This is a genomic window from Neisseria sp. P0008.S010, assembly GCF_051962715.1.
Taxonomy (GTDB): domain Bacteria; phylum Pseudomonadota; class Gammaproteobacteria; order Burkholderiales; family Neisseriaceae; genus Neisseria; species Neisseria elongata.
This window is the reverse complement of the sequence record NZ_JBQCVA010000404.1, coordinates 1-242: the sequence shown is the minus strand read 5'-3', so window position 1 is coordinate 242 and position 242 is coordinate 1. Positions and strand designations below refer to the sequence as shown.

Sequence of the window (242 nt, the reverse complement as noted above, 5' to 3'; positions counted from 1 at the left end):
AATACTTTTGTATGTAAACTCCTGTAAGAGGGGAAAAACATCCCGATTTATCGGGATTGATTGTACCTTCAGAGTAAGCCCCGGCTAACTACGTGCCAGCAGCCGCGGTAATACGTAGGGGGCGAGAGTTGTCCGGATTTACTGGGTGTAAAGGGTGCTCAGGTGGATTTGTAAGTCAGAGGTGAAATCCCAAAGCTCAACTTTGGTGCTGCCTTTGATACTGCGAGTCTTGAGTTTGGAAG

1 rRNA gene is annotated in these 242 nt (G+C 47.5%); it reads left to right on the top strand.

The window, feature by feature from the left end:
• A 16S ribosomal RNA gene (locus ACTHSL_RS14100) occupies window positions 1-242 on the top strand; the annotation flags it as partial.